29 protein-coding genes are annotated in these 25,505 nt (G+C 66.7%); 13 read left to right on the top strand and 16 right to left on the bottom strand.

Annotated elements, in window-relative coordinates; all coding sequences use genetic code 11:
* Window positions 1-26: 26 nt before the first annotated feature.
* The 8 genes from BLW38_RS12505 to BLW38_RS12470 all read right to left on the bottom strand — a co-directional run bounded on the left by BLW38_RS12505 (window position 27) and on the right by BLW38_RS12470 (window position 7,590).
* Window positions 27-1,187: an acyl-CoA dehydrogenase family protein gene (locus BLW38_RS12505; protein ID WP_092817552.1), complete on the bottom strand. Its 1,161-nt coding sequence runs from the start codon at window positions 1,185-1,187 to the stop codon at window positions 27-29.
* Window positions 1,188-1,329: 142 nt separating this feature from the next.
* Window positions 1,330-2,481, bottom strand: a complete 1,152-nt coding sequence (locus BLW38_RS12500; protein WP_092817551.1) for a pyridoxal phosphate-dependent aminotransferase — start codon at window positions 2,479-2,481, stop codon at window positions 1,330-1,332.
* Window positions 2,478-2,966 carry an Lrp/AsnC family transcriptional regulator gene (locus BLW38_RS12495; RefSeq protein WP_092817550.1) on the bottom strand — a complete coding sequence of 163 codons (489 nt, stop codon included), beginning with the start codon at window positions 2,964-2,966 and terminating at the stop codon, window positions 2,478-2,480. The genes BLW38_RS12500 and BLW38_RS12495 overlap by 4 nt, the downstream gene beginning before the upstream one ends.
* An 87-nt stretch (window positions 2,967-3,053) precedes the next feature.
* On the bottom strand, window positions 3,054-4,202 hold the full coding sequence (locus tag BLW38_RS12490) for a pyridoxal phosphate-dependent aminotransferase (protein ID WP_092817549.1): 1,149 nt from the start codon (window positions 4,200-4,202) through the stop codon (window positions 3,054-3,056).
* Window positions 4,203-4,371: 169 nt separating this feature from the next.
* Window positions 4,372-4,788, bottom strand: a complete 417-nt coding sequence (ribH, locus tag BLW38_RS12485) for a 6,7-dimethyl-8-ribityllumazine synthase (RefSeq protein WP_092817548.1) — start codon at window positions 4,786-4,788, stop codon at window positions 4,372-4,374.
* Window positions 4,789-4,893: 105 nt separating this feature from the next.
* Complete coding sequence (locus tag BLW38_RS12480) at window positions 4,894-5,316, bottom strand: GtrA family protein (protein WP_092817547.1); 423 nt, start codon at window positions 5,314-5,316, stop codon at window positions 4,894-4,896.
* Window positions 5,317-6,777, bottom strand: coding sequence for a sulfatase (locus BLW38_RS12475; protein WP_092817546.1), 1,461 nt, complete (start codon window positions 6,775-6,777; stop codon window positions 5,317-5,319).
* Between the two features lie 219 nt (window positions 6,778-6,996).
* Window positions 6,997-7,590 carry a TetR/AcrR family transcriptional regulator gene (locus BLW38_RS12470; RefSeq protein WP_092817545.1) on the bottom strand — a complete coding sequence of 198 codons (594 nt, stop codon included), beginning with the start codon at window positions 7,588-7,590 and terminating at the stop codon, window positions 6,997-6,999.
* 459 nt (window positions 7,591-8,049) lie between these two features.
* Here BLW38_RS12470 and BLW38_RS12465 point away from each other — a divergent pair, with 459 nt between their 5' ends.
* The 4 genes from BLW38_RS12465 (at window position 8,050) to BLW38_RS12450 (ending at window position 11,418) form a co-directional block, all read left to right on the top strand.
* Window positions 8,050-9,597, top strand: a complete 1,548-nt coding sequence (locus BLW38_RS12465) for an MATE family efflux transporter (protein WP_092817571.1) — start codon at window positions 8,050-8,052, stop codon at window positions 9,595-9,597.
* A gap of 84 nt (window positions 9,598-9,681) precedes the next feature.
* On the top strand, window positions 9,682-10,263 hold the full coding sequence (locus BLW38_RS12460; protein ID WP_092817570.1) for an NAD(P)/FAD-dependent oxidoreductase: 582 nt from the start codon (window positions 9,682-9,684) through the stop codon (window positions 10,261-10,263).
* Between the two features lie 142 nt (window positions 10,264-10,405).
* Window positions 10,406-10,726, top strand: a complete 321-nt coding sequence (locus BLW38_RS15945; RefSeq protein WP_143040879.1) for a hypothetical protein — start codon at window positions 10,406-10,408, stop codon at window positions 10,724-10,726.
* Window positions 10,727-10,920: 194 nt separating this feature from the next.
* Window positions 10,921-11,418 (top strand): type IV pilin, encoded by a 498-nt coding sequence (locus BLW38_RS12450; protein ID WP_092817543.1) that lies wholly within the window; start codon window positions 10,921-10,923, stop codon window positions 11,416-11,418.
* Window positions 11,419-11,528: 110 nt separating this feature from the next.
* On the opposite strand, the gene BLW38_RS12445 is transcribed toward BLW38_RS12450, so the two are convergent.
* Window positions 11,529-11,762, bottom strand: a complete 234-nt coding sequence (locus BLW38_RS12445) for a hypothetical protein (RefSeq protein WP_092817542.1) — start codon at window positions 11,760-11,762, stop codon at window positions 11,529-11,531.
* A gap of 243 nt (window positions 11,763-12,005) precedes the next feature.
* On the opposite strand from BLW38_RS12445, the gene BLW38_RS12440 reads away from it, so the two are divergent.
* The 3 genes from BLW38_RS12440 (at window position 12,006) to surE (ending at window position 14,135) form a co-directional block, all read left to right on the top strand.
* Window positions 12,006-12,503, top strand: coding sequence for a type IV pilin (locus BLW38_RS12440; protein WP_092817541.1), 498 nt, complete (start codon window positions 12,006-12,008; stop codon window positions 12,501-12,503).
* A 241-nt stretch (window positions 12,504-12,744) separates the two neighbouring features.
* The gene (locus BLW38_RS12435; protein WP_092817540.1) at window positions 12,745-13,191 is read left to right on the top strand and encodes a type IV pilin; all 447 of its coding nucleotides are present in this window, start codon (window positions 12,745-12,747) and stop codon (window positions 13,189-13,191) included.
* An 86-nt stretch (window positions 13,192-13,277) separates the two neighbouring features.
* Window positions 13,278-14,135, top strand: a complete 858-nt coding sequence (surE, locus tag BLW38_RS12430; protein ID WP_092817539.1) for a 5'/3'-nucleotidase SurE — start codon at window positions 13,278-13,280, stop codon at window positions 14,133-14,135.
* Window positions 14,136-14,198: 63 nt separating this feature from the next.
* Here the strand turns inward: surE and BLW38_RS12425 are convergent, their stop codons facing one another.
* Window positions 14,199-14,876 (bottom strand): nucleotide exchange factor GrpE, encoded by a 678-nt coding sequence (locus tag BLW38_RS12425; RefSeq protein WP_092817569.1) that lies wholly within the window; start codon window positions 14,874-14,876, stop codon window positions 14,199-14,201.
* A 130-nt stretch (window positions 14,877-15,006) separates the two neighbouring features.
* Here BLW38_RS12425 and menD point away from each other — a divergent pair, with 130 nt between their 5' ends.
* Window positions 15,007-16,860 (top strand): 2-succinyl-5-enolpyruvyl-6-hydroxy-3-cyclohexene-1-carboxylic-acid synthase, encoded by a 1,854-nt coding sequence (gene menD, locus BLW38_RS12420; protein ID WP_092817538.1) that lies wholly within the window; start codon window positions 15,007-15,009, stop codon window positions 16,858-16,860.
* 12 nt (window positions 16,861-16,872) lie between these two features.
* Here menD and BLW38_RS12415 read toward each other — a convergent pair whose 3' ends face one another.
* Together BLW38_RS12415 and BLW38_RS12410 are read right to left on the bottom strand one after the other, a co-directional pair.
* Window positions 16,873-17,955 (bottom strand): NAD(P)/FAD-dependent oxidoreductase, encoded by a 1,083-nt coding sequence (locus tag BLW38_RS12415; RefSeq protein ID WP_092817537.1) that lies wholly within the window; start codon window positions 17,953-17,955, stop codon window positions 16,873-16,875.
* 91 nt (window positions 17,956-18,046) lie between these two features.
* Window positions 18,047-18,889, bottom strand: coding sequence for a sulfurtransferase (locus BLW38_RS12410; RefSeq protein ID WP_245710213.1), 843 nt, complete (start codon window positions 18,887-18,889; stop codon window positions 18,047-18,049).
* 231 nt (window positions 18,890-19,120) lie between these two features.
* Between BLW38_RS12410 and BLW38_RS12405 the strand changes: the two genes are divergently transcribed.
* The 5 genes from BLW38_RS12405 (at window position 19,121) to BLW38_RS12385 (ending at window position 23,578) form a co-directional block, all read left to right on the top strand.
* Window positions 19,121-19,987 carry a sulfurtransferase gene (locus BLW38_RS12405; RefSeq protein WP_092817536.1) on the top strand — a complete coding sequence of 289 codons (867 nt, stop codon included), beginning with the start codon at window positions 19,121-19,123 and terminating at the stop codon, window positions 19,985-19,987.
* Between the two features lie 78 nt (window positions 19,988-20,065).
* Window positions 20,066-20,713 carry a rubrerythrin family protein gene (locus tag BLW38_RS12400; protein WP_092817535.1) on the top strand — a complete coding sequence of 216 codons (648 nt, stop codon included), beginning with the start codon at window positions 20,066-20,068 and terminating at the stop codon, window positions 20,711-20,713.
* A gap of 86 nt (window positions 20,714-20,799) precedes the next feature.
* Window positions 20,800-22,431, top strand: a complete 1,632-nt coding sequence (locus BLW38_RS12395) for a hypothetical protein (RefSeq protein ID WP_092817534.1) — start codon at window positions 20,800-20,802, stop codon at window positions 22,429-22,431.
* 13 nt (window positions 22,432-22,444) lie between these two features.
* Complete coding sequence (locus BLW38_RS12390; protein ID WP_092817533.1) at window positions 22,445-23,203, top strand: hypothetical protein; 759 nt, start codon at window positions 22,445-22,447, stop codon at window positions 23,201-23,203.
* Between the two features lie 90 nt (window positions 23,204-23,293).
* Entirely contained in the window at window positions 23,294-23,578 is a 285-nt protein-coding gene (locus BLW38_RS12385; RefSeq protein ID WP_092817532.1) for a DUF357 domain-containing protein, read from the top strand.
* Window positions 23,579-23,584: 6 nt separating this feature from the next.
* Here BLW38_RS12385 and BLW38_RS12380 read toward each other — a convergent pair whose 3' ends face one another.
* From BLW38_RS12380 to BLW38_RS12365, 4 genes are all read right to left on the bottom strand, one after another.
* A complete protein-coding gene (locus tag BLW38_RS12380) occupies window positions 23,585-24,433 on the bottom strand; it encodes a VOC family protein (RefSeq protein ID WP_092817531.1) in 849 nt (282 codons plus the stop codon).
* Window positions 24,430-24,906 carry a DoxX family protein gene (locus tag BLW38_RS12375; protein WP_092817530.1) on the bottom strand — a complete coding sequence of 159 codons (477 nt, stop codon included), beginning with the start codon at window positions 24,904-24,906 and terminating at the stop codon, window positions 24,430-24,432. The genes BLW38_RS12380 and BLW38_RS12375 overlap by 4 nt, the downstream gene beginning before the upstream one ends.
* Window positions 24,906-25,097 carry a hypothetical protein gene (locus BLW38_RS12370; protein ID WP_092817529.1) on the bottom strand — a complete coding sequence of 64 codons (192 nt, stop codon included), beginning with the start codon at window positions 25,095-25,097 and terminating at the stop codon, window positions 24,906-24,908. Before BLW38_RS12370 ends, BLW38_RS12375 begins: the two co-directional genes overlap by 1 nt.
* 60 nt (window positions 25,098-25,157) lie before the next feature.
* Window positions 25,158-25,505 (bottom strand): zinc ribbon domain-containing protein (locus BLW38_RS12365; RefSeq protein WP_143040878.1); only part of this gene is annotated, 348 nt, incomplete at its 5' end.

Here is a 25,505-nt window from a genome sequence, read left to right as displayed (position 1 = left end):
GAGCAAACGGAGCAGGCCGAGCCGGTTCACGGCTCGATCCCGTCGCCGAGCAGCTCCCGGGCGATGATGTTCTTCTGGATCTCCGTGGTCCCCTCGTAGATCTGGGTGATCTTCGCGTCGCGGTAGAGTCGCTCGACGTCGTGGTCGTCGACGTAGCCGGCGCCGCCGTGGATCTGGACGGCCTCGTCGGCGGCGTCGACCGCGATCCGGGAGGCGAACTCCTTGGCCATCGAGGCGAGCGCGGTGGCCCCATCGGGGTCCGCATCGACCGCCCACGCGGACCGATAGGTGAGCCAGCGCGCCGCCTCGGCGTTGGTGCGCATCTCGGCGAGCTTGTGTTGGATCGCCTGGAAGTCACTGATCGGGCGATCGTACTGCTCGCGCTCCTGTGCGTACTCGAGTGCGCGCTCTGTCGCGCCCTTCGCGATCCCGACGCCCTGGGCGGCGACGGCGGTCCGGGTTTCATCGAAGAACTGCATCAGCTGGAGAAAGCCCATCCCGCGCTGGCCGATCAGGTTCTCCTCGGGGACTCGGACGTCATCGAGATAGACTTCCGCCGTATCGCTCGCGCGGACCCCCATCTTGCCGGTGATCTTCTCGGCCTCGAAGCCGTCGCGGTCGGCCTCGACGAGGATCTGTGAATAGCCCGAATAGCGGTCCTCGATCTCCGGGTCGGTCTCACACAGGACGACGAAGTAGTCGCCGACCGTCCCGTTGGTGATCCACATCTTCGACCCGTTTATCACCCACTCGTCGCCGTCCTTCTCGGCCCGCGTCGCGATCGACGTGACGTCGGAGCCGGCTTGCGGTTCGCTGATCGCCGACCCCATCAGCGACTCCCCGCTGGCGACCGCCGGCAGGACCTCCTCCCGTTGCTCCTCGGTTCCGAACTCCATAATCGCCTCTGCCCCGAATCCCGCCCCGGAGATGCACAGCCCGATCCCCGGGTCGACGGCGAACAGTTCCTCGGTGATGATCGCGTTCTCGAGCGCCGAGTAGCCGACGCCGCCGTACTCGACCGGGATGTGGGGCGCGATCAGCCCCATCTCGGCCGCCTTCTCGATCACCTCGTACGGATATGACTCCTCCCGATCGTGTTCGCTCGCGATCGGCCGGATCTCGTTGTCGGCGAAGCGTCGAACCTCCTCGCGCAGCTGTTTCTGCTCGTCGGTGAGTTCGAAGTCCATACCCTCTCGTGGTGGTTCGTTCGTGATAACTCTTCGCAATGAATTCGGTATTTCCGATGGGTTGGAAAATATATCCCGATCGATCGTATCGAGTGTTATGTTTGTGTGGGTGTAGAAAACGAATCGGAACGGGCGACTGTCGCTAGGGCGTCTGCCGGCGCTCGGCGAGGAACGTCTCGATCCGGTCGGTCGCCCGCTTCAGCTCGCGCATGCTCGTCGCGTAGGAGACGCGGAGGTGTCCCTCGCCGCCGGCTCCGAAGACCGAGCCGGGAACGACCGCCACGCCCTGCGACTCCAGCAACTCCTCGGCGAACCGCTCGTCGTCGCCGCCGCAGTCGGGGAACGCGTAGAAGGCCCCCCGGGGCTCGAAGCAGTCAAGCCCCATCTCCCGGAACCGCGAATGGACGAACCGCCGGCGGCGATCGTACTCGCTCACCATGTCCGCGACCTCCTCGTCACACGATCGCAACCCTTCGAGCGCCGCGTACTGGGCCGTCGTCGGCGCGGACAACATCGTGTACTGGTGGATCCGGTTCATCGCGTCGATCGCCTCGGCGGGACCGAGCGCGTAGCCGAGCCGCAGACCGGTCATCGCGTACGCCTTCGAGAAGCCGTTGACCACGACCGTCCGCTCGCGCATTCCCGGCTGGGTCGCGATCGACGCGTGGTCCCGGCCGTAGGTGAGCGCCGCGTAGATCTCGTCGGCGATCACCTGGACGTCGTGCTCGCGACAGAACGCCGCGACCTCGGCGAGCTGATCCGCGGTCATCACCGCGCCGGTCGGGTTGTTCGGGTAACACAACACCAGCGTGTCGGCGCTCCCCGCGTCGGCAGCCTCGAGCCGTTCCCGGGTCAACGCGAAGTCGTCCGCGGCGCGCGTGGGCACCGACAGCGGCTCGCCGCCGGCGAGCTCCACGCCGGGGCCGTAGGAGATGTAGGTCGGCTCGTGGATCGCGACGACGTCACCGGGATCGACGAGCGCGCGCAGCGCCAGATCGACCGCCTCGCTCGCGCCGGTGGTAACCAGGATCTCCTCACCGGGGTCGTAGGACTGATCGTAGCGGTGATGGTGGTCGGCGATCGCCTCCCGAAGCTCGCGGATCCCCCGGTTCGAGGTGTAGGAGGTCTGCCCGCGCTCCAGGGAGTCGATCGCCGCGGTACGGGCCGCCCAGGGGGCCGAGAAGTCCGGCTCCCCGACGCCAAGCGAGATGACGTCGTCGCGGGCCTCCGCCAGTTCGAAGAACTCCCGAATCCCCGATTCGGGGAGATCGGTGACACGCTCGGAGAGCTTCATGGCGAGACGGAAAGCCGGTCGTCCTCGTCCCGATCGCCGAACCGGACGCCGCCGTCCTTGTAGGTCTCCATCACGTAGTGGGTCACCGTCTGGGTGATCTCGGGGATCGGCGCGACCTGCTCGGAGACGAACCCGGAGACGTCCTGCATCGAGGCGCCGGCGACCTCGGCCGCGAAGTCGTAATCGCCCGACACGAGGTGTAACGCCTCGACCGCGGGGAACTTCGCGATCCGGTCGGCGATCTCCTCGTAGCCCGTCTCCCGGTCGAGTTCGACGTTGAGTTCGACGATCGCGCGCACGCGCTCCTCCTCGACGCGGTCCCAGTCGACGACCGCCTGGTAGCCGTGGACGACGCCGCGCCGCTCGAGTGACGCGATCGCCTCCTCGACGGCGGCCTCATCCAGGCCGGTCTGGGCTGCGATGTCGGCGGTGCTCTCGCGGGCGTTCGTGGTCAGTACGTCGAGTACTTCCCGCTCATCGCTCATACGTTCCGCATACGACCCCGCCCTCAAAGGGATAGCGGTCGGTGCGTCGACGGACGGCGGCGGTCGCCGACGCACACGCAGTAGCCGCTACAGCAAGTCGTTCTCGGCCAGCCGGTCGACCGCCTCGCGGAGCCGCTCCTCGCTCGCGGCGTAGGAGATCCGCGCGTAGCCGGGCGCGTTAAACGCCGATCCCGGAACGCAGGCGACGTGCGCCTGCTCGATGGCGTCTTCACACCACGCCTGGTCGTCCTCGGCGACGGGAAGCATCATATAGAAGGCGCCGTCGGGGACGGCGACGTCGACGCCGTGATCGGCGAACAGGTCGACGAGCAGGTCGCGCCGGGAGCAGAACGCGTCCCGCATCTCCACGACCGCCTCGTCGGTGTTCGCGAACGCCTCGATCCCGGCCCGCTGGACGAAGTTCGTCGCACACGACACCGAATGGGAGTGGAGTTTGCCCGCCTGTGAGACGAACTCCTCGGTCGCGTGGAGGTAGCCGAGCCGCCAGCCGGTCATCGAGAACGCCTTCGAGAAGCCGTTGATCGTGACCGTCCGGTCGGCCATTCCCTCGAGGGTCGCAAGCGAGGTCGGCTCGACGCCGTAGGTGATGCGCTCGTAGATCTCATCGGAAACGACGGTCACGTCGTGTTCGACGGCGAGGTCGCGGACGCCCTCGAGGGCGGCGTCGGCGTAGACCGCGCCGGTCGGGTTCGAGGGGGAGTTGACGATCAGGAGCTCGGTGTCGTCCGAGATCGCCGCCGCCAGGTCCTCGAGTGCGGGCTCAAGCTGGAAGTCGTGTGGCGCCAGGTCGATCCGCTCGAGGTCGCCGCCGGCGAGTTTGACCATCGCCTCGTAGGAGACCCAGGCCGGATCGAGGAGCACGACCTCGTCGCCGTCCTCGACCAGCGTCTGGACGGTCTCGTAGAGGGCCTGCTTCGCGCCCGGCGTGACGATCACCTCGTCGGCGGACGCCTCGATGCCGTCGCCGCGAAGCTTCTCGGCGATCGCGTCCTTCAGTTCGGGAACCCCGTTCGAGGAGGTGTAGCCGGTGTGGCCCGCCTCGAGGGCCTCGGTACCGGCGGCGACGATGTTCTCCGGCGTGTCGAAGTCGGGCTCGCCCACGGAGAGGTCGACGATGTCGGCACCCTCCGCCTCCTTCTCGGCGGCGAGGTTGGAGATGGCCAGGGTCGCGCTCGGTTCTACTCGCTGGATACGGTCGGTGAAGTCGTCGGTCATCTGTTGTCTCGGTCTGTGTCGGTGTGGTGTCGGCGTCGTCTCGGTATCGATCTCGGTGCTGGCGCGGTTGATTGGCGGCCGGCGGTCGATCGGTGGTCGGCAGTCGGCCGGCGGTTGGTTGGCGGTCGACGGTCACACGGACGCCGACCGTGTTGGCTGGCGATCGGCGTTACGGCTCGGGGTCGGGCAGATCCTCGACCAGGTCGATCGCCGCGTGGGTCGCGTCGGCGCCCTTTTCGACCCGTTCGCGGGCTTCCGCGCCCGACATTCCGGGCCCGCTGACGCCGAAGGTCACCGGGGTGTCCCGGTCGAGACTCACCGCCGTCAGCTGCTCGGCGGCCGCCGAGCCGATCACGCGGTCGTGGTCGGTGTCGCCGGTGACGATCGCCCCCACGACGACGACCGCGTCGACGTCGTCGCGTCGCGCGAGACGGTCGGACGCGAGCGGCGCGTCGTAGGCGCCCGGAACGGGAACCTCGTGTTCGATCGTGGCGTCCCGTTCCGCGGCGACGGCTCGTGCCGCCTCCGCCATCGGTTCCGTGACGGACCCGTTGAACTGCGCGACGACCAGTCCCAGCGTGACCATGTCCGACCGTTCGCGCCGTCGCTCAAAGAAGTACCGTTCTGGCCGGACCGTCGCCACCCGCCGTCAGGACGTCGAGCCGTCGCCGTCGATGGTGTCCACTTCGCGTCACTGCCCCCAGGTCCACTTCGCGTCGAGGACGAATCGATAGCCGCCGCTGATTCCGATCGCGAGCGCGTTCGCGATGAGATACGGGACTCCGGCGAGCTCGACGAACCCGAACAGGATGCCGAGCTGGATCGGGATCGCCGACCCGCGGACGATGTTCGTCTTCACGAGCCCCGACAGGAACTCGGTTCCGGTGTTGCTGGCCGCTTCGAACGTCCAGGCGTTGTTGATCCCGTACTGGAGGATGATCGTGATCTCGATCGCGATCGTCGCGCCAAGCAGGTAGTGAACCCCCACGACGTCGACGAACGCCCATAACAACGCCATCTGGACGCCGGCGGCGATCATACCGACGATGACGAACCGACGCAGTTGGAGTGCGACGGGGCCGCTGTGGAGGTTTCTGATGAACGACCGGATCATCTACCGGTAGCCGAGCGCCGAGAGGCGTGCCTCGAGGTCCTCATCGACGTCGCCGTCGTCTCCGTCCCCGTCTCCCCCGGCTGCGTCCGCACGAGCTGCGTCGCGTTCGCGCAACACCGCGGCGTGGTCGTCCACGATCGTCGCGAACCGGTCCATGGCTGCCCGGTCGTCCGGTCGCGGGTCGGCCGCGAGGGTCGTCTGTTGGGTCGGATCGTCCGGTCGGCGGTAGAACTCGACGTCGCCGGTGTCGACGTTCTCGATGTATATCCGATCCCGGTCGCGGACGCTGACGAGCAGGTCGCCGTCGGAGAGCGACCGCGGGATGGGCTGGGCGGTCACCTCCTCACCGCGAACGGTCACCGAAACGACCGGCTCATCGTCGGGGGTATCGCCCGCGACGACCGAATCGACGAGCGACTGGCCGGTCCACGCGGCCGGCGCATCGACTTCCAGGAGGTCCGCCACCGTCGGCGGGATCGCATCGAGGCCGACCTGTCCCTCGATGCGCTGGCCGTCGGCACCCGGCACGTCGACGATGAGGGGGACGTGAATGAGCTCGTCGTAGAGTTTCGGATAGTGGGCGAGGTGGCCGTGCTCCTGGAACTCCTCGCCGTGATCGCCGGCGACGACGACCGCGGTCTCATCGTCGACGCCGGTCGTCGAGAGCGTCTCGAGCAGACGGCCGATGCTCGCGTCGACCTGCCGAACCGCGGCCTGATAGAGGGTTCGAAGCTCCGACAGCGTTCGATCGCCGACCTCCCAGCCGAGCCCGGTTCGGGTGTGTGCGTGGATCATTCGGTGGGTGCCGACGAGCCCGTCGGACACCTCCCGAATGTACCGCGGCGCCGGAACGTAGGGCGTGTGCGCGTCCATATAGTGGATCCAGAGGAAGAACGGTTCGTCGGTGGTCTCGACGAACTCGGTTGCGGCGTGTTCGACGTCGAACATCCGCGAGGTGTCGAGAAACGGCCGGTCGTCCGTGTCGCCGCGGACCCACGACCCTAGCCGACGAACCGGCGCCGTCGCGAGCTGGATCCAGGCCTCGACGGTCGGATGTGTCGCCAGGTACCGGCTGTAAATGCTCGATCCGACGCTGGCGACGAAGGGCTCGAACTCGTCGAACCCGTCGTCGTAGTCCCAGTGGGAGGTGAGAAAGCCGTTCGCGGCGTTGAATCCGCCGGTCGCGACGTCGGCGTCGGATACCACCCCGGCCAGCGTCGGGACGTCGGAGACACCGATGCGGCCGGTATCGGCGAACACCGGCCGTGAGGCGAGGATCGAGGGGAACGAAAACGGCGTCCAGTTGCCGGTCGCGAAGGCACGATCGAAGACGGCGCCGTCGTCGGCAAGCGAGTCCATCACCGGCGTATGGCGGTCCCCGTCGTAGGGGCCGATCGCGTCCGCACGCAGCGAGTCGACCGTGATGAGCACGACGTTGGATGGCGATGTGTTCGGTCCCATACTCGGCTCGCGATCGTGTGGTCCCCGATCCGTGCCGTCGAGGTGCGGCGTCCTCCCCGGATTCGGTCGACCGACCCGGATAGAGCTTCGGGGGCGGCCCACCGTCCTCCGTTCGATGGTAACTGAACGGTTAGTTACGGTCTTTATACTTTCGATAGTATCGACGTCGGCCGGTCGGTCCTCGATCGATGCCGACGGCGGTCATCGGACGCGTCCGTCTCACGCCAACACGACCGCGTCGACGTACTCCTCGACGGCTCGCCGTGCGGTCTCGAGGGCGGTTCGCTCCTCGAGGACCACCGCGCGCGTTCGTGCGCCGTCAACGACCGTCAACAGGGTTCGTGCGGTGTGTTCGGGGTCGACGCCGGCGAACACGCCCGCCTCGTTTCCGTGGTCGATCACCGTCTCCAGGAGATATCGAATGTACTCGTCGTTCTGCCGGAATCGCTCGCGAAACGTCTCGTTGTAGGGTGCCTGGCTCCGCATCTCCAGCATCGCGATGAGAAGCCCGTGGTGGTCGCCCGGATCGACGATCAGCTGGTCGAGAAGGAGCTGCAGCCGCTGTTCCGGGTCGGTCGTCTCGACCTCGTGAACCGCCTCCCGGAACCGCTCGAGCAGGTAGTCGAGAAACGCCGCGAGCAGGTCCTCCTTCGTGTCGTAGTGGTAGTGGATCGCGGCCGTCGATTTGCCGTACTCGTCGGCGATCCGTTGCATCGTGAGTCCCGCGTAGCCGTGTTCGTGGAGCGCACGGTAGGTAGCCTGCATGATCGCCTCGTCGATGTCCGAGGATCGTCGATCCGGCGACTCCGCCATACGTCCGTTCGCTCGTTCCGGGTGTATAACTGTTGTGACCAATGCCGAAAACGTGACCGAGCCGTCAGTCGAACCGGCCCGTCGATCGTCGATCGTCGATCGGCGTGTTTCAGCGTTACACACCGGTATATCCGACTGACTCGTGAACAGTACACAGGGATCGGGGTGAATGCCCCTGGGTCCACAACCCTTTTGACTGACTAGTCAGTAAATACGGTAAGACTCGCGAGAGCCCTCCCTCTCACCGGTACCCGACCGGGACGCCGGAGGCGGACCGGAACGGGATCGTGGAGTTTGGGAGGCCGAGGTGACGATGGTTACAGGACTGATACGAGACACACCTACCGATCGATCGACGAACCGCGCGACGAGTACGAGCCGCACGACGAACACGGCTCGACGCCGACGCCGTCGTCAGTCGTCACGGGGAGACACGGTCCGGACGATGGGGTGGCCCTGATGGGGCTTGGCTCGGCGATCGACTCGCTGTTCAAGGGTCCCGACGACCTCGATCTCACCGAGGGCGGCATCGGCTGGCCGTTGTTCTACCTCTCGTTGCCGATCGTGGTGATGAACCTCTTCCAGACCGCCTACAACCTGGCGGACACCTTCTGGCTCGGACAGTTCGACACCACCGCGCTCGCCGCGATCAGCTTCGCGTTTCCGATGGTGTTCCTGCTCATCTCGCTGGCGCTCGGGCTCTCGGTGGCTGGGAGCGTGCTCGTGGCCCAACACGTCGGCGCCGGCCGAACGGATCGGGCCGAGTACGCGGCCTCCCAGACGATGAGCTACGCCGTGATCGCTTCGGTGCTTCTCGGAGGGCTTGGCCTCCTGTTCGTCGACGAATTCCTCGTGTTGCTGGGCGCGAGTGACGCGATCGCCCCACTCGTGGAGTCGTATATGCGCGTCTTTTCGGCCGGGCTCGTCTTCGTGTTCGGGTTCGCGGTCTTCATCGCGCTGATGCGCGGCTACGGCGACACGGTGACGCCGATGTACGTGATGGCCGGATCCGTGGTGCTCAACGTCGTGCTCGATCCGATCCTCATCTTCGGGTTCACCGAGAATCCCCTCTTCGAGGCGCTCGGCGCCGGGGGGATCCAGTCCTGGCTGTTCACCGCGACCGGCTACACCGGCTCCGGGATCGAGGGCGCCGCGATCGCGACGGTGTTCTCGCGTGCGCTCGCGTTGATCGTCGGGCTGGTCATTATGTTCCGTGGGACCCGGGGCGTGCGGATCCGCCTCGGACAGATGGCGCCCGACCGCGCGTTCGCGCGCAAGGTGTTCGACATCGGCCTCCCGGCCTCCGTCGAGGGGACCGCGCGGTCGCTGTCGATCAACCTGCTGCTGTTCGTCATCGCCGCCTTCCCCGAGACGGTCGTGGCGGCCTACGGCATCGGCACGCGGATCTACTCGGTCGTCTTCCTGCCGGCGCTGGCGGTCTCACAGGGCATCGAGACGATGACCGGACAGAACATCGGCGCGGGGAAGCCGGACCGAGCCGCGGCGACGAACCACTTCGGCGCGCGGGCGATGCTGTACATCCTAACCGGCGTCGGCGTGATCACCCTGATCGCGGCCCGACCGATCGCCGCGATCTTCACGAACGACCCCGCCGTCATCGCCGAGAGCGCGACGTTCCTCCGGTACGCCGCGCTCACCTTCGGGTTCATCGGCGTGATGCGGGCCTACACGGGCGGGTTCCGCGGCGCCGGCAAGACGCTCATCGCGGCGGTGTTGTCCGTGGTAACTCTCGGCTTCGTCCGGCTGCCGATCGCGTGGATCGGCGCGACCGTGATCGGCTCCGCCGGGGTCTGGGCCTCCTTCGCCGTCTCGAACATCGTCGGCGGGGTCATCGCCTACCTCTGGTTCGCCCGCGGGACCTGGCGGGATGGATCGCTGACGAACCCGACCCCAGCCGGTGGCGGCGATGGCGTGGAGCCGGCACAGGAGTCGGAGCCATCGCGAGACGTCGACGCGGCCACAGACGTCGAGCCGACGACCGACTGAGACGGGCGATCCGGCACGCCCGGGTCAGCCGACCGGCCTTCCGGTTCGCGTGGCTTTATGGCCCATCGTGCCCAACGGTCGACGATGGCAGACGTACTCGTAATCGGCGGCGGACCGGCTGGACTGAGCGCGGCGCTTTTCACCGCGAAAAACGGCCTCGAGACCGCCGTCTTCGACACCGACGGCACCTGGATGCACAAGGCTCACCTGTTCAACTACCCCGGGATCGGCTCGATCGACGGGAGCGTCTACATGGAGACGCTCCGCGATCAGGTCGACGACTTCGGCGTCGAGCGCCACCAGGGGACCGAGGTGACGGACGTCTCGGCGGACGGCGACGGCTTCGTCGTCGCGGCCGACGGCGAGGAGCACGCCGCCGACTACGTGATCCTCGCGACCGGCGCCAACCGCGACCTGGCCGAGTCGCTGGGGTGTGACTTCGACGGCGACGTCGTCGACGTGGACGTGACGATGGAGACCTCCGTCGAGAGCGCCTACGCAACCGGCGCGATGGTTCGCGCCGAGGAGTGGCAGGCGGTCATCTCCGCCGGCGACGGCGCCGCCGCCGCGCTCAACATCCTGAGCGAGGAGAAGGGCGAACACTACCACGACTTCGACGTGCCCGCCGACGCCGACGAGCTCTTCGGCTCGCTCGTCGAGGAGTAGCGCCGCCGGCTCCGAGATCGGTCGCGACCCGGGGTTCCGGAACCGGCCGATCTGGACGTGGTCCGACCCCGGAACCGGCCGATTCCGCCACGGTTCGACCTCGACACGGTTTCAGCGCCGGCGACGCGACGGCCGGCGAGGAGTGGGACGCCGTCGCGGTCAGCTACCCCCGCGATCGGTTCACGGTCGGAACCGTCGCCCACGACAACGTCTCGCTCGGGTCGACACCGACGCCGACGGCGAGATCGATCGCCGGTTCAACGAGACCCACGTGAGCGGCGTCAACACGAACGACTACTCCTACACGATCGCGCTCGACACCGGGTACGCCCTCGAAACCGACGACGTGATCGTCGTCGAGTATCCCGCGGTCGACACGCCCGAGGAGTCCGGCACCTACACCGTCGCGGTCGCGATCAACGATGCCGACCCGGTCGAGACGGACGTCGAGATCGACGGGTAGCGGCGGTCCACTCCCGATCGAGCGCGTGTTTTTGGGGGAACGGGGTCGGCGATCGTATTCGTCATTTAATTATCAAGTCCGATACTTTCAAGCGATGTTTTATATAGGTGTACCCGTTTTCTCCGATCGTCAGTCGCTGGGCGGGAATCGATCGAACCGATCGGGATACGACCCAGTTGGGGACACACGCACATATGAAGCTACACGACCTCAAGAACCTGTTCACGGAGGATAGAGCGGTTTCACCGGTGATCGGCGTGATCCTGATGGTGGCGATCACGGTCATTCTGGCGGCCGTCATCGGCACGTTCGTGCTCGGGCTGGGCGACGACCTGCAGAACACCCAGCCGACCGCAAGTTTCAACTTCGACTTCGAGACTAACGACAGCGGAAACGACAGCGTTACAATCTCCCACGGCGGCGGCGACAGCATCAGCAGTGAAGACACGGTGACGGTCGCCGTTACTGGTGGTGCAGATATTGGAAATTCATCGGATGGCGGTAATGAAAGTTCCCCGTTCACGTGGACGTACAGCGACAGTCTGAGTGCCGGGAGCAGCCAGACGTTCTACCTGCACAACGAGAGTGATTCTGGGAGCACCTGGAACGGCGAGACCGTCTCGGTGAACTGGGAATCTGCCGACGGGAGCTCCTCCGCCCAGCTCGGCTCCCAGGACGCACCGACGGTATAACCGAGTTCAACGGCTTTTTTCAGGCGAGCCGTCGTCGTTTCGCGACTACCGTACACCCAACCGGAAACGGTTCCGGTGTCACACACGCTGGATCACGCGTCGTCGATCAATTATCGCTCCCGTCGCTCTCGGCGTGCGGCGAGTCGCTGTTGGGCGTCGGCGATCGACTCGACGGCGACGACGAACCGCCAGAGAAGATACAACAGGACGAGCAGGAGTACCGGAATGACGCCGAGCAGGATCTGCCCGGCGATGATCACCGAATAGCCGAGGATCAGGGTGCCGAGGATGATCACGGCGGCGGTCCAGCTTCGCGGGAGGGACGGCGGGGACTGGGACGTCATCGATCGACTCGTCTCCGACGATCGGCTTAATGGTTGGGTGGAGGGGCGTCGACCACGATCGCCATCCTTACCGTTGGATGCCAACCACCCGCAAACAGCATAGAGAGGGCCTCACACACACGATCGCGGTTGTTTTGAAGCTGTTGTTTATATACGTTGAGCACGTAGGTTTTGTTGTCAGATGTTGGGCGGAATCCACCGATCGAATCGATCGGTGGATCGTCCCAGGACTGATTCTTCACAATGCAACTTCACGACATCAAAACCCTGTTTACGGACGATCGAGCGGTCTCGCCAGTGATCGGCGTGATCCTGATGGTGGCGATCACGGTCATTCTGGCGGCCGTCATCGGCACGTTCGTGCTCGGGCTGGGCGACGACCTACAGAACAACCAACCGACCGCAAGCTTCAATATGAACTTCAACGCGAACGGATCAGCGCCGGAGTCGGTCACGATCAGTCACGGTGGCGGTGACGTTATCTCCAGTAGCGATCAGGTAACCGTGGCGGTAACTGGTGACAAGGTACTGAACGACTCGAGCGATGAAGCGCCGTCCGAGGCTCCGTTCGACTGGAATGAGGAGATCGGTGCCGGAGACAGTGAAACGCTGTACGTTTATAATGGAACTACTAACGATAACGATGCAGAAGGATACTGGAACGGCGAAACGGTCACCGTGAACTGGCAGTCCGCCAACGGCGATTCGTCGGCGACGCTCGCCTCGCAGACGGCGCCCTAACGCGATCGTCGATCCCGCGTCCGACCGTCGTTTTTATATCGCTCCCGACGCGAATCCCGGTCGAGTCGAACAACGCTAACTGTCGGCATACCCGGGATAGCGGCCTTCTCGCTACCAATTTTGATATTTTGAAGCGTGTTTTTATATACTTCTAGAATTAATCTATGATCGTCAGCCGCTGGGAGGAGGGACCCGATCGACGATCGGTCGGCGTACGAGTCCCAGGACTGCGCATACACCAATGAACCTACACGACCTCAAGACCCTGTTTACGGAGGATAGAGCGGTCTCGCCGGTGATCGGCGTGATCCTGATGGTGGCGATTACGGTCATCCTGGCCGCCGTCATCGGGACGTTCGTCCTCGGCCTCGGCGACGACCTGCAGAACACCCAGCCGACCGCGAGTTTCAACTTCGACTTCAACGACGAAAACAACGTGACGATCAGTCACGCCGGCGGCGATACGATCGACGCCAGCAGTGACACGGTTACCGTCAACGCGACCGGCGGAATCACACTTAACGGAGATACGAGTTGGGACGGAGATGTGTCAGCGGGAAGTAGCTATGATGTTTGGAAAGGTAGTGATAGTAGCACCTGGGACGGCGAAACCGTCTCCGTAAACTGGCGATCCGCCAACGGTGATTCATCCGCGACGCTCGGTTCACAGACCGCCCCAACCAACTAGATCACCTTCCCCTCTTGACGGCCCTCCCAGCGTTCGGTCCGCCGCGGTGGCGGAGCGTTTTTTAAGTGTCCGACCCTGGAGTCGGTATGAGCGTCGATCGGATCCTTCTCACGAACGACGACGGGATCGAGACCGTCGGGTTTCGCGCGCTGTACGACGCCCTCACCCCGGCCTACGACGTGGTTGCGGTCGCCCCCGCCGCCGACCAGAGCGCGGTCGGGCGGTCGATCTCCCAGGACGTCGTCGTCCACGACCACGACCTGGGCTACGCCGTCGAGGGCACGCCGGCCGACTGCGTCGTCGCCGGCCTGGGCGAGCTCGTTCCGAACGCCGACGCCGTCGTCTCCGGCTGTAACAAGGGCGCGAACCTCGGCGAGTACGTCCTGGGCCGGTCAGGCACCGTCTCGGCCGCCGTCGAGGCCGCCTTCTTCGAGGTCCCCGCGATCGCCACCTCGATGTACGTGCCGGGCGGCGACGACTGGTGGGAACTCGAGCCCGACCCGGAGCACTTCGCGCACGCGGCCGCCGTGACGCGCTACCTCGTCGATCACGCGATCGACGCCGGCGTCTTCGACCACGCCGACTACCTCAACGTGAACGCCCCGATGGCCGACGGCGAGTCGGGGCCGCTGCCGGGCGAGCGCGCCGCGATCGCGGTCACGGAGCCCTCGACCCTCTACGAGATGGACGCCGAGTGGGACGCCGACACCGGCGACATCACGCTTCACGACCGGATCTGGGACCGGATGCGCACCGGCGACGTGCCCGACCCCGAGGGGACCGACCGCCGGGCAATCGTCGAGGGCCGCGTGTCGGTCTCCCCGCTGTCCGTCCCGCACGCCTCGGAGCACCACGAGGCGCTCGACGGGCTCGCGGAGGCGTACAGCGCCGAGACCGACCCGGAACCGGTGGCCGACGCTGGGTCCGGTGCCGGCGGCGACTGAGGCGACTGAAGGAAACTGGGGTCGGGATCGGACCGACGCCGGCGGCCACGACCGCGTCCCGCGCTACTCCTCGCTGACGGTGACCTGCGCCTCGCGGATCACGGACTCGCCGAGCTCGTAGCCGGGCTGGAACACCTCGGCGATCGTGCCCGCGGGCTGGTCGCTGTCGACGCGGAGCATCACCTGGTGGCGGGTGGGATCGACGTCCGTGCCCGGCTCCGGCTCGATCGGCTCGACGTCCTCGTCCGCGAGCACCCGGTCGAACTCCTCGAGGGTGGACTCGACGCCCGGTCGGATGTCGGCGCCCTCCTCCTGTTCGAGCGCGCGCTGGAGGTTGTCCCGAACGGGGAGGATCCGCTCGATCAGGTCCTCGGCGGCACGCTCCTTGATCGACTCCTGTTTGCGCTTCGCACGCTGTTTGTAGTTCTGGAAGTCCGCCTGCTTGCGCTTGAGCCGGTCGGTGAGGTCCTTGATCTCCGCGGCCTGCTCGTCGGTCTCGGCCTCGAGTTCCTCGACGCGCGCTTCGAGGTCCGCGACCGCCTCGGCGATCGCCGCCGCGTCCTCGTCGTCGAGGTCGGCGACGCGGTCGGCGAGGGTCGGCTCGCCGCCGTCGTCCACATCCCCGGTTGTGGTGTCCGAACCGTCCGCGTCCACGTCGTCAGCGTCCGCATCCGTGGACGCCTTGGTCTCGACATCCGGATGGTCCTCGAACTCGATCGCTTCGGCGTCGTCCTCGCTCATACGCGATCCGAGGCCGTCGGCGGGCATAAGGCTTGCAGAAACGGACGAACGCGGCTCGGCGGCGACGGACCGCCGATCCGGAGCGACCGCTTTCGCCGGCTTATAAGCGGTCGGGGACGAACCGACCCGTATGACCGCGCCGAACCGGAACACGCTGTGGGCGACGGCGATCGTCGACGAACTGGCGAGCGCCGGCGTCTCGGCGGCCGTCGTCTCCCCCGGCAGTCGTTCGACGCCGCTGACGATGGCGTTCGCCCGCCACGAGGACGTCCACGTCTTCTCCCAGCTCGATGAACGGTCGGCGGCCTTTTTCGCGCTGGGCCGCGCGCGCCGCACCGGCGAGGTGACGCCGCTCGTGTGTACCTCCGGAACCGCGGCCGCGAACTACCACCCGGCGGTGATGGAGGCCGACCAGGGTCGCGTCCCGCTGCTTGCGCTCACCGCCGACCGCCCGCCGGAGCTGCGTGACTCCGGAGCCAACCAGACCGCCGACCAGGAGAAGCTCTACGGCGACGCCGTCCGGTATTATAAGGACCTTCCGGAGCCCGCCGCGTCCGACCGGGCGCTCGCCTCGGTCCGGACCACCGTCGCTCGGGCGCTCGCCGCCGCTGAGGGGACCGACCCCGGTCCCGTCCATCTCAACGTCCCGTTTGCGAAGCCTCTCGAGCCGGCGCCGGTTCCCGGCGACGTGCCGACGGACCTCGATCCGGCCGCGGAGTCGGGACGCGACGGACCCTACGTCGGCCGGACGACCGGCGCGGCCAGACTGGACGACCGCGACCTGCGCGCGCTCGCGTCGGCTCTGGAGGCCGACCGCGGTCTGATCGTCGCCGGGCCGGCCGATCCGCCCGGGCTCGACGCCGAGGCGATCACGGCTCTCTCGCACGCAACCGGGTACCCGATCCTCGCCGATCCACTCTCCGGGCTCCGGTTCGGCGGCCACGCCCGGGTTGCACCCGTGATCGGCGGCTACGACGCCTATCTCTCCGCGGACGTGGCGGGTGCGTCGACGCCCACCTGGCGCGATCCCGAGGTCGTCCTCCGACTCGGCGCGTCCCCGACCTCGAAGTCGCTGCGGAAATACCTCGCCGCCACGGACGCCGACCAGTACGTCGTCGACCCCGCCGGCCGCTGGCGGGAGGCCGAGTTCGCGGCGACCGACCTCGTGATCGCGGAGCCGAACCGGCTCTGTGGCGACCTGTCCCGGCTCGTCGGCGCGTCGGGTCGTGGTGGACGAACGAGCGTCGGGAGTGGGGATACGGGCGGCGCGTTCGCGAACCAGTGGGAACGCGCCGACGATGCGGCGTTCTCGGCTCTGGAGTCCGCCGACGCGTTCCACGAGGGACGCGTCGCGGAGACGCTGCTCGCGGAGCTGCCCGACCCCGCGACGCTGTTCGTCTCCAACTCGATGCCGGTCCGGGACCTCGACCGGTTCGGGCGCCCGGGAACCACGAGCCTCACCGTCTGCGGCAACCGCGGCGTCTCCGGGATCGACGGGATCGTCTCGTCCGCGCTCGGAGCCGGGTCGGCGACGACGGACGACCTCACGCTGCTCACCGGGGATCTGGCGCTGTATCACGACTCCAACGGGCTGCTGGCGCTCGACCGGTGTGACGTCGATGCGACGATCGTCGCGGTCAACAACGACGGCGGCGGGATCTTCCACAAACTGCCGATAGAGGAGTACGATCCCGAGTTCACGGAGTGGTTCAAGACGCCACACGGGATCGAGTTCTCGACGCTGGCCGACCAGTACGGGCTCCGGTACGTGACCGTCGATGCCCGTGACGGGGATGGAGATGGAGGTGAGGACGGAGACGGTACGAGCGAGGACCTCGCGTCGGCGTATCGGGAATCGCTGGCCCGGGACGGGAGCACCCTGATCGAGGTGCACGTCGACGCCGAAGCGAGCCACCGCGTTCGCAAGCGACTCAGCGAGGAGGCGACGACTGCGGCGCTGGCGGCGACCGACGGCGAAGAATAGGCGGCAGGGTCGTCAGTCGTCGGCGGTCGCGGCCTCCGCGTCCGCGTCGGCGATGTCCGTGTCGGCGAGTTCGCCGGCGCGTTCCAGCTCCGTCAGGTACTCGTCGGCGTCGATCGCGGCCTTGCTGCCCATTCCGGCGGCGGTGACCGCCTGCTGGTAGTGGAAGTCCACCACGTCGCCGGCGCCGAACAGTCCCTCGACGCCGGTTTTCGTCTGACCGCCGCCGTCGCCGCCGGCGGTTTTGAGGTAGCCGGCCTCGTCGAGTTCGACGCCGGTGTCCGCGAGGTAGTCGGTGTTCGGGGTGTGACCGATGGCGAAGAACACGGCGCCGACGTCGAAGTCGTACTCCTCGACCTCGTCGGCCGTATCGGGGTCCTCGAGCTTCTCCGTGGGGTGCCCGTCGGGGTGCTCGACGAGGGTCACCTGGTCGATCCCCTCCTCGGGCGTGCCGTGGAGCTCGGTGACCTCGGTGTTCCGGAGGATCTCGATCTCGCCGTCCTCGACCTTCTCCATCACGCGGTCGATCCAGACGTCCTCGGCGCGGAACTCCTCGCGCCGGTGGGCGATGTAGACCGTATCGGCGAACTTGGTGAGGAAGTTCGCCTCCTCCATCGCCGCGTCGCCGCCGCCGACCACGAGCATGTCCTCGCCGCGGAAGAAGGCGCCGTCGCAGGTCGCACACGTCGAGAGGCCGTAGCCCATCAGCTCGTCCTCGCCGGGGATGCCGAGGGTCCGCGCGGAGGCTCCGGACGCGGCGATGAACGCGTCGCAGGTGTAGACGTCGCCGTTCGTCAGCTTGACGCGGAACGGGCGATCCGAGTCGTCGACCGACTCGACGACGCCGTTCTTCGTCTCGGCGCCGAACTTCGTGGCCTGCGCCTTCATCTCGGTGATCAGTTCGGGGCCGCCGATCCCCTCCGAAAAGCCCGGATAGTTCTCGACGTCGGTCGTCAGCGTGAGCTGTCCGCCCGGCTCGTCGCCCTCGAGAATGAGGGGATCGTTGTTCGCCCGCGCGGCGTAGATACCGGCTGTGAGGCCGGCGATCCCGGTCCCGGCGACGATGAGGCGTCGGTGTTCGATCGGGTCGTCACTCATACCGGATCGTTGGCGATCGTGGCGTATGTAGGTTGCGCTGTCGGGTGCGGCGGCCGGGCCAGTCCCGGTGCAGATGGCATCCGTTCCGGGATCACTCCTCGGCGACGAGATCGCGACCGTGATCACGCCATTCGGTCAGGCTGCCCTCGTAGATGTGGACGTCGTCGACGCCGATCCACCGGAGCGCGACGTAGGTGTGTGAGAGCCGCCGGGCGGTGTTACAGTAGAGCACGACGGGCCGGTCCGGCGTGATCCCACGCTCGGCGAACCGCTTCCGGAGGACGTCCGGCGAACGGAACCCCCGGGTGTCGGGATCGACCGCCTCCGTCCAGTCGAACCGGACGGCGCCCGGGAGATGCCCAGCCGCGTACTCCTCGGCGTCTCGAGTGTCGAGGAAGACGACGTCCGCCGCCGGAGACTCGAGCAGCTCGACCACCGCGTCGTGTTCGAGGATCGGTGACTCGGGGCCGTCGACACGACGCGGTTCGACCGTGACGGGATCGCGTTCGACGGGGTCACCGTCGACCGGATGGTCGTGCTTCCACGCACTGAAGTCACCGTTCAGCAGATGCACGTCCTCGAAACCGTAGACGAGGGCGGTCACGAGAAACCGCGCCGCGAAGACGCCGTTCGTGTCGTCGTAGGCGACGATCGTGTCAGAGCGAGCGATCCCGGCGTCGCCGAGGAGGTCCGTGAACGCCGCTGCACCGGGGAGCGTGCCGAGGTCCGGCCCCTCGCGGTCGCGGAACGCATCGAACGGCACGTTGACGGCACCGGGTACGTGGCCCATCGCGTCGTACTCCCAGGCGTCGCGGACGTCGACGACGCGGACGGTCGGCTCCTTGAGGCGATCGGCGAGCCACGCGGCCGAAACGACGATCTCGGCGCCGTCAGTACCGCCATCGGATCCAGACATCTCCGACTTCTCGGTCATTGGCCGTCTTTCTCCCTCCGGATAGTTGACTCCGTGGGCTCGTCGCGATCCCGCCGATCCTTCGGATCACCGGCAATTATTGCGGGAGACACCGTGGTATGAGTCATCATTTCACCGCCGATCCGTCTGTGCCATCCACGAGTCGGCTAATATTGCCTCTGAATCGAACGAGAGGCGGGTATGTCCGTGGTGTTGGGTGCCTTATACGAAGAGCCCGTAGGATCGGGCGCTATGGGAGACTCAGATTACGCGAACGACGTGCTCGTCTCCGCCGACTGGGTGGAGGCTCGGCTGGACGAGTTCGAGAGCGATGACGCGGATCTTCGGCTCGTCGAGGTCGACGTCGACACCGAGGCTTACGACGAGGCGCACGCCCCCGGAGCGATCGGCTTCAACTGGGAGAGCCAGCTCCAGGATCAGACGCAGCGCGACATCCTCGAGAAGGAGGACTTCGAGGCGCTGCTTTCCGCCCACGGGATCGGCGACGACTCCACGGTCGTCCTCTACGGCGACAACTCGAACTGGTTCGCCGCCTACGCCTACTGGCAGTTCAAGTACTGGGGCCACGACGACGTCAAGCTACTCGACGGCGGCCGCGAGTACTGGGTCGAGAACGACTATCCGACGACGGACGAGGTTCCCTCCTTCCCCGAGGCGGACTACGAGGCCGGCGGTCCCTACGAGACGATCCGGGCGTACCGCGACGACGTCGAGAAGGCGATCGACCGCGGGATCCCGCTCGTCGACGTCCGCTCGCCCGAGGAGTACAGCGGCGAGATCCTCGCGCCCCCGGGACTCCAGGAGACAGCCCAGCGTGGCGGCCACGTCCCCGGCGCGAAGAACATCTCGTGGGCGGCAGTGACGAACGACGACGGCACGTTCAAGACCCGCGATGAGCTCGAGGATCTGTACGCCGCCGAGGACATCGACGGTGGCGAGACGACCATCGCCTACTGCCGCATCGGCGAGCGCTCCTCGGTCGCGTGGTTCGCGCTCCACGAGCTGCTCGGCTACGAGGACACCGTCAACTACGACGGTTCCTGGACCGAGTGGGGCAACCTCGTCGACGCGCCGATCGAGACCGGCGACGGCGCGTGAGAGGTCGACGCGTGAGAGCGACGGCGAGCAAGGACACTAACGATACACGTTAAGTCGCTCCCGGCCCGTGTTTTTCGTATGGCTCCCGATGACGTGCTCGAGACCGTCCAGTCCGACCTCGCGACCGAACTCTCCAGGCTCGGCTCCTCGAAGGCACTGTACGCCGCCACCGAGGGCGAACTCGAGGCCGATCGCGTCCTCGAGGCGGCCGCGGTCGCGGAGCTGGCTGCAGCCGAAACGTTCGCGGCGTGGGCCGCGGACGAGCCCGATGAGGACGCCCGTGAGGTCTTCGAGTCGATCGCCGCGGACGAGCGGGTGCACGCCGAGCGCGTCCGCGAGGAGCTCGACGGGGACGCCGAGGAGAGGTGGAACGAGGAGGACACCGACGATCTCGCGATCCCGACCCATCTCCGGTCGATCGACGGAACGGTCGAGCGGGCGGGCGCGCTGCTCGGCCGGATCCTGGTCGCCGACGAGTCGAAGTCCCAGTACGTCGGGTACTTCGTTGGGGACGCGGACCCGCAGACTGCGGGCGTCTTCCGAGAGCTTCGCGGCGATCTCGAGGGGCAACGCAAGCGCGCGCTCGATCTCCTTGCGGCCATCTGCACGGACCAGGCCGACTGGGAGGTCGCGACCGAGGCGGCCGCCGACGTCGTCGCCGTCGCCTACGAGGAACACGTGGAGACGTTGGAGTCGCTCGGCGTCGACCCGAAGCCCGTCTGTTGAACCCGCCGATCGGGCGTGGTTCGCGTGGTCGTCCACCGCTCCGGCGACCACGAAGCGTTAAGTGCTCCGATCCGTCATATCGTCGTATGACACGACGTTCGGTTCGTGGGGCGATCTGGGGGATCGTCATCGCGATAGCCATCGCGGGGATGGCTGGAGTGGTGGTTGGTGACGTACAGAACACCTCCGTCAGCGTCGACGGGACGGAACTGGCGGCGGGCGATACGGTTCGGGTCGACGGACACCCGACCCTCGACGTCTCGATCGAGGCCGACACGGCGATCGACCTCGTCGAGGTCCGCGTCAACGGGGACATCCGGGAAAGCTTCGAGCCGGGATCGGAGTCGTTCTCACGGACGCTCGACGTCGAGATGGACGACGGGGAGAACACGCTCGAAATAATCACGAACGCCGGCGGCACCTCGACGTACGAGGCGACCGTACACAAGGACAGCACCAGCCCGTATCTCCGATATACGTCGCCGTTCTCGACGCCCGATCTGTCGTCGCCGCCGGAAAGCACGACGGTCGGTGACGCGCAAGTGACGCTCGCCGCGGACATCGTGGACGAGTTCGGCGTCGAGTCGATCGTGATCGAACGCCGCCACGACTACATCTTTGCAAGCCAACGTGAGACGACTCGGGAGTCGTACGAGATATCGAACCCCGGTGGATCCTTCTCACAGGAGCTGTTCCTCGGAGACGGCGAGAACCAGATCACGGCGACCTACACCGACGAGACGGGGAACACCCGCGTCCACGAGTTCGTCCTCTACGTCGACGACACCGAACAACCGACGATGGACCTCACGGTTCCGGAACGAACCGGAACCGACGAGGTTCGCGTCCAGGGAACCGTCACCGACAACGTGAAGCTCGACCGCGTCGAGCTCGAGGGACCGACCGGATCGACGACGCAAGTGCTCCAGTCGACGCACGCCGAGCCGAACCGCGATCGGCTCTCCACGGAGGTTAACACGGTCGTCTCGCTCAACGAGGGTGAAAACGACATCACCATCACGGCGGTCGATGCGGCAGGAAACACGATCGAACGTGACTACACCATCGTGTACGACCGCGACATCGATCCGGCCGTCACCTTCGACCAGGAGCGGACGACCGTCGAGAACGGGGACGTGTCCGTGGTCGGACGCGTCGATCGCGGAGAGATCGACAGCGTGACGATCGAGTCGGTGAACCCCGAGACGGACGAGATAATCGACATCGTGCGCGCCTACGGCGGCGACGAGACGACGAGCCGCGTCGATCTCGACCACCAGCTTGCGGCCGCGGACGGCGAGACGCTCGTTCGCGTCATCGTCACCGACTCACAGGGTGATCAGCACGAGGAGACGATCACCGTAAGCGGCGGCGGGGCGTCGACGAGCGGCGCCGACGATGGCTCGACGGACGATACCGACGGGTCGTCGACGCAGGTGACCGCGGAGACGCCGGGCTCGTTCGACGCCGATTCGGACGACGGCGGGAGCGATGATGGCGACGGAAGTTCGAACGCCGGTGACGATACCGGCGACACCGATGGGTCGAGCGGCGGCGAGACCACCGAGGACGCGAGCGGGTCGGGATCGAACGACGCGGACGACTCCGGCTCGAACGGCGGCGGGAACGAGACGTCCGGGTCCATTCCCGGCTTCTCGGTCGTGACCGCACTGTTGGCGTTCCTCCTGATCGGCGCCCGCCTCCGCGGAGCCGAGTGATCGGGGGTCACGAATGAGTAACCCCGATCGGCCCACACGACGACGACTGCTCCTCGCGGGCGCCACGGCCGCGTCCGCGGGACTAGCCGGCTGTACGTCGTTCGAGGAGGTCCGCGAAGAGGTCGGCGTCGGGGTCGAGGAGGGATCGTCCGAGGCGACTGCCGGCGGAAGCGACACGCCGGCAGCCGCGGTCGACACTCCCTCGGTCCCCACACGCGAGTTCGCCGCGGACTTCGACGACGGACCGGGCGACTGGAGCGGCGACGTCGATGCCTTGGAGTCGATCGATGATGCGGCACGAGGGGCTGGCGCGGTCTTTCTGCCCGCCGAGGCCCGCCGCATCGAACTCGCGATCCCGGAGACGACGGTCGACACCTACTCGCTGTGGTGGCGGGTCCCGTCCGAGGTGACGAGCGTCCGGTTCGAGTTTCGGGATCCCGCCGGCGCCCTCGGCTTCGGCGCGGAGGTGCAAACGGGGAACAACGGGCTGGAGGTCGTGGTGAACCCCGAGACCGACTCCGAGTCCGGGGGCGCAAGCGACCTGTTGTCGGGAACCGTGCAGCCGGGGCGGTGGTACAAGCTGTCCTTCGAGAGCGTCGATTTCGCCGCCGGGCAGTTCGACGCCGCCCTCGCCGACGTGGGGGACAGCGAGCTCATCCGGATGACGCAGTCGTTCGGGTCCCCGATCGACACGATCGCCGCCCTCAGGGTTCGATCCCGGCGGGGCGACGCGGTCGCCGTCGACGACGTCGTCGTCTCCGACGGCGGCTGACGCGGCTGGCCGATGGCTCCGTCCGGGTCGACGGTCGCTCGTCCAGAGCCGGACGGCAGCCCTTTGTGGGGCGGTCGTCGATCGGTGGATATGACGGCCGACCTCGTGGAGAAGACGGATCGCTACGAGCGGATGCTCGCGGACGCGCTCGCGGAGGCCGAGACGGTCGCCCCCGCCGACACCCCGCTTGGACAGGCGGCAGCTGAGTGCCGGGAGATGGCCGAGTCGTATCTCCGCGACGGCCGCCACTTTCGGGCCGACGACGATCCGGTCAACGCGCTGGCGTCGTACTCCTACGGCTACGGCTGGCTGGACGCCGGCGTCAGGTTTGGGCTCTTCGAGGCCCCGTCCGAGACGGATCTGTTCACGACGTGATCGTTCCTAGCGCGTCGACGGATCGGCCCGGATTCGGACCTCGATCGCGTCGGGATCGGCGACGACGAGCCCGTCGTCCGTCTCGGTGACCTGGCTCCCGCGGTCCTCGATCCGCGAGCGGACGGCGGCGAGTGCGTCCCCGTCCGGAACGACGATCTCGAACCACGAGAGCCCGCGTCCGGCGATCGGGTCCGTTCGGCGGTGCCAGGTGTTGGCACCGATATGGTGGTGATACCCGCTGGCGGACACGAACGACGCCGCGGGCGCGGCCGTTTGGACCTCGAACCCAAGGGTGTCGATGTAGAAGTCCCTGAACGCGTCCAGCGAGGAGACTTCGAGGTGGATGTGTCCGATGTCCGTTTCGGGAGGTGCCCGCGTGGCTCCCGTGGCCGCCGCATCGACGGCGTCGAGATCGAGCGGTTCGGTCCCGATCCGAACGCTCCCGTCGTCGTTGTGCGGCCACTCCTCCCGCGGGAAGTCGCGATAGATCTCGACCCCGTTTCCGTTCGGATCCGTAAGGTACAGCGCCTCGCTGACCCAGTGGTCCGAGGCGCCGCCGAGTTGCCAGTTGTCCCGGATCCGGGACAGCGCGTCACCGAGCGCCGCCCGCGAGGGCACTCTGAACGCCGTGTGGTAGAGGCCAGCGCTCGACTGGTGTCGGTCGGGTGCGGTCGGATCGCCGTCCAGGACGAGCAGCGGAGTATCCGCGACCCCGAGAACCGACCGGGTGTCGGATCCCTCGAGCACGGTCAGGCCGACGACGTCCCGGTAGAAGTCGGTTACTTCGCCGAGGTTCGTGACGCGGAGTGCAGTGCGGCCGATGTGTGTTCCCTGGGGGAAAACGTCCTGATTCATTGTGGGTCCGAGTCCGTGAGACGATCGGCTCCACTCAGCCGTGCCCGTTCGATCGAGAGCACGCCGGGGCCGCTCACGACGAGCGCCAGCGCGATCAGGCTCAGCGTAAGCGTCAACTCGACGCCGTTGCTTGCGGCGGGATACCCGTTGGGAAGATGGACGAGAGCGGTGGCAACGAGCATATCGACGGCGACGAGTGCGGCCGTGACTCGAACGAACAGGCCGACCAGCAACAGGGCCCCGCCGACGAGTTCGAGGAGGCCGACGCCCCACGCGCCGATCGGAGCGAACGGAACGCCGAGGCTCGCGAGAAACCCGGCGAATCCCGAGAGGCCCATCGGCTTGGGACCGATCGCCAGGACCTTTCCGGCGCCGGCGATGAGCAGCGGGATCCCGAGTGCGAGGCGCACGAACACCGGGCCCCACCCCGAATCGATCCCTGCTGACGACTGTGGCGACGTGATCGGCCCCATTATGCGCCGATCTCCGTCCGGCCATCACTCATCCCCGCGGTCCGCCCCGTCACGCCCGTGGTCGGCGACGGCTGCCGGACGGCGACGACCTGATCGCCGCGGTCGTCGATGCTGGGGGATCGTTCCGGGTCCGATCCCGGGTGGTCGGGCGAATCGGTTCCGAGGACTGCTGTGTTCTGTAGTTTTATCACATATCTAGTTTGGTTGCAAACCCATATATAGTTCAGGCAACACGAGTGTAACCACGTGAACTACCCCTGCCTAGTCGCTGCCTTCGTCGGCTCCTTGAGGCAGGGGCTTCCTGTTTCGATGACGCGCTTTGCAGACACCGAATGAGTGTCCGTAGGGAGCGCAGTCTCCACAGGCGTGTCTTCGGGCCATTCCAGCCCTAATTCAGAAAAACCGCGTTGAAGCACATTCATTGCTGCGTTCGCGTCACGGTCACACTCGAATCCACAACTTGGACAGGAGTGTTCTCGAACCCAAATGGGCTTGGCTGTCTCCACACCGCACGACGCACACTCTCTGGTCGTTCCTGCCGCTTCAACCTGCACAACGTGACAGCCGTACAACTCGGCCTTGTACTCTAAGAGCGTGAT

This window comes from Halopenitus malekzadehii (assembly GCF_900108505.1).
GTDB lineage: Archaea > Halobacteriota > Halobacteria > Halobacteriales > Haloferacaceae > Halopenitus > Halopenitus malekzadehii.
Note: the sequence above shows the minus strand (reverse complement) of the source record. Positions and strands in the feature narration are given on the sequence as shown.